Genomic DNA, 3268 nt, shown 5'->3' on the forward strand with positions numbered 1-3268 from the left:
CTCAACAACTATCCCTACCAATAAATTTTACTAGGGCTCAATCTGAGGTTTCTTTGTAGGTGACTTTTAAGAAGTAATTTTTTCAACGCTTTTATTTAATGAAAAAAATTGCTTCTTTACAGGAACAAGCAAAGATTCTCAGATTCGTGCCCCACTCCATTTGATAATGAATCACCATTATGTAATAACTTCGCACTTACAAAGGTTTACCCTAAAGAAATCTAACCATTTTATTATTTAGAAGCTACATGACATTTTTTGTCCACGACATTGATGCCTATATTTTTTCGTCTTTATATAATCAGTAAAAGATAGGCATCTCCGAGTTAAAAAAATGTCTTGTATAGCTTCAACACAAAAACATTTAGCCACACTTCCCTCATAAGTTTACCCTAGCTATTTACAATTTTTTAAATACAAAAAGCATACTTAAATGTATGCCATCATTAAATTTGTTTTACTTATAGTCAAATTCCCACATTTGTTTTGCTTTATCAAATAATTGTTTTAGTTCAACATTATATTTTTCAATTAATACTTTATTTTCTTTATTTATTGGTTCCATATGTTCATCGACATAAATTTCGTGAGCTAAACCATCTTTTTGTAATCTAAAACCATATTTATATCCACCAAACATTAATGGCCATATAATTAAAGCCTCTCCTTTTTTGTTATTATTAACTGCTAAATTTCCAGTCAAACGCAAATAATCAGGTTTTTTTACGCTATATATATATCCATCTTTTTCTTTAAAATAACGACCCCACTTATTTTTAGGTATATCTTTTAAAAACTCATTATATCTTAAATTAACTACCGAAACCCAAATCAAGTTCCAAATTAAGAATAATGATATTAGAGTTATAATAATTTTTTTCTCTTTAATCTTCATAAATAACCACCTTATCTCCTCGTTTCTTAATATCTTCATTGTGTGTAACGAGTCGTGAAAGTTTGCATTTCAGCAAATACAGATACAGAAAAAGTTAAAATAAATAAAATAGACAAAACCACAACTGATATTTTTTTCATATAAATCTCTCGAAATTTTTGTTTATGTTTTTTCGTTTTTTACCGTAATATAACTCATTACTACTGAATTTTTAGTAAAATTACAACACCATGCATAATTTAGTTAAGTAATTAACTCAATTCAATTATATCAAAATTTTTATTATTTTTCATTATTTTTTAATATTTACATTTTTAAACTATTGGTATTTATATATATTTTTTTATATTAAAATTAATTCAAGCAAATTTTATTTCTTCTTTCTTTTTCTTTTCTACTCATTTACTACATCATCAATTATTTCTTAAGGATATTCATAATTTGATATTTTTTCACATGTTTTTGTTTTACCTAAATACATTTTCTCACCAGACTTATCTATCCTAGAAAAAAATCTATAGTCTAGAAATTTATAAGCCTTAAACTAAACATACTAGATTGAGATATTGTACTTGTATCAAAAATATCTTTTTTTGCATAAAAAAAGATCACAAACCCTCTTTTAATAGATTAATGTGACCTTAAATATCAAAACTATTTACATACAACTTCTTTTAGCTTTACACCAAAAACTGTGATTTTAGCATATGTTACCCCACTCATTTCATCTTCCGGCATAAAATTTCCTTCTAAATAAATGGAATATCCTAATCCATTATATGTGCCCGAACCACCATCATCGACACCATTATTTAATATAGCAAAAACCGGTTTTTTTAATTTTTTTGTGGTTTGCCTATAATCAACACTGAACATTAGTAACCATAAAAGAATTATTGCTAAACACATTCTAACAAGATAATTAATGTGTTTCTTTTTCATTAATTCACCTTCTCATTAATTTATAAATAGTTTCTATTCATTTTTCAGCTTTTTAATCTGTCTATTTATGTATAAAGAAATCTTAAAATTAATTGAGTCTTCGAAGACTCTTAAATCGTATCCTGTTAATTTTAAAATCTTGTTTAGTCTATAAATCAGAGTATTTCTATGAATATATAGTTTTTTAGCTGTCTCAGTTATGTTTAAGTTGTTTTCAAAAAATTTAGAAGCAGTTATAACTAGTTCATTATCTGATAATACTTCACTCATACCATCATTCATATGTGACCTCAATGTTTCTAAATCTTTATCTTTCAAATAATTAATAAGAATAGGTAATACTAAATCTTTATAATAATATATATTCTTATTATCAATAAAAACCTTTCCTAGCTTTACAGCCTCAATAGCTTTTTCATAGGACAATGATAGCATGTTAATATCATCAATTACAATACCTATGCCTATTTTAGGCTCATAAAGTAATTCTGAAAAAATAGCATCATATATACTTTTTTCAATATCATTAACATCAACTTCACAATTTTTTATAATTGCAAAATTCATATCGTTTATTTTCACAAATATTTCTTCCAAACAAATTTCATGAATAAGATTTTCAACATCACTGCTGATAGTTTCATCCACCTCTATAAACACTACCTGCATTTTTCCTTGTAAAGTTATATTAAATTTCTCACAGTATTTTTCTATGTCTTTTCCTTTTATATTTCTTAATAATAACCCCTTTAAAAAATCATGTTCAGAGATTTCTTCAAAATTTTGAGTAAATAAGAAACCTATGATCTCTGCAAACTCATTACTATCATCCTCATCAGTTTTTATAGAAACAATAATTTTATTACTTTGAGCATCATCATTAAAATAATATATATATTTTCCCTTTTTATTTACTCCATCAATAGATTTTTTATTTTTTACCTCTAAATCATATTCTCCAATTTTTTTAGTATTAGTACTATTAATTATGTATCCTGACTCATCCATTATATTAATTTCTGTATCAACTATATTCCTTAGTTTATTTAATGCTGTATTAATTTTTTGTAAATACATATAATCACCACCAAATAATACTTATACCCAGATTATTCATAGAAAATTATGAGCAGAGAACTAAAATCTATGATTTTACGTGAATCGCTTACTACTATGAAAGAATTAAATAGGAGATTCCTTTATTAAGATATTTTAATTAGAAGATATCCATTAAATCCTCGACATACCAACTCGGTATGCCTTCGAATGTTATTTAGATGTACCTCAGACTACGTCTGAATAAGCGATTTACACTAAATTAAAATTTAGGTTCTCTGCTCATAATTCAGAAACTTACAGCATATTATCAGCATTATATGAATAATCAGGGTATACAATAGTTTTACTATAAAATTCCTTTATCTCTAAGCT

The 3268-nt window shown here is 25.6% G+C and carries 3 protein-coding genes; all 3 read right to left on the minus strand.

Annotated features, from left to right (window positions below; all coding sequences use genetic code 11):
• Positions 1–457: 457 nt before the first annotated feature.
• Positions 458–895, minus strand: a complete 438-nt coding sequence (locus AYC61_RS18320; protein WP_066506473.1) for a hypothetical protein — start codon at positions 893–895, stop codon at positions 458–460.
• A 654-nt stretch (positions 896–1549) separates the two neighbouring features.
• Complete coding sequence (locus AYC61_RS18325) at positions 1550–1837, minus strand: hypothetical protein (RefSeq protein ID WP_066506476.1); 288 nt, start codon at positions 1835–1837, stop codon at positions 1550–1552.
• Between the two features lie 33 nt (positions 1838–1870).
• Positions 1871–2914: a helix-turn-helix domain-containing protein gene (locus AYC61_RS18330; RefSeq protein WP_066506478.1), complete on the minus strand. Its 1044-nt coding sequence runs from the start codon at positions 2912–2914 to the stop codon at positions 1871–1873.
• Between the last annotated feature and the right edge of the window lie 354 nt (positions 2915–3268).

This window comes from Abyssisolibacter fermentans (genome assembly GCF_001559865.1).
GTDB lineage: Bacteria > Bacillota > Clostridia > Tissierellales > MCWD3 > Abyssisolibacter > Abyssisolibacter fermentans.

Bases quoted from the DNA above. Each gene is read 5' to 3' on its own strand.
- AYC61_RS18320 (WP_066506473.1), bottom strand. From the start codon at position 895: ATGAAGATTAAAGAGAAAAAAATTATTATAACTCTAATATCATTATTC.
- AYC61_RS18325 (WP_066506476.1), bottom strand. From the start codon at position 1,837: ATGAAAAAGAAACACATTAATTATCTTGTTAGAATGTGTTTAGCAATA.
- AYC61_RS18330 (WP_066506478.1), bottom strand. From the start codon at position 2,914: ATGTATTTACAAAAAATTAATACAGCATTAAATAAACTAAGGAATATA.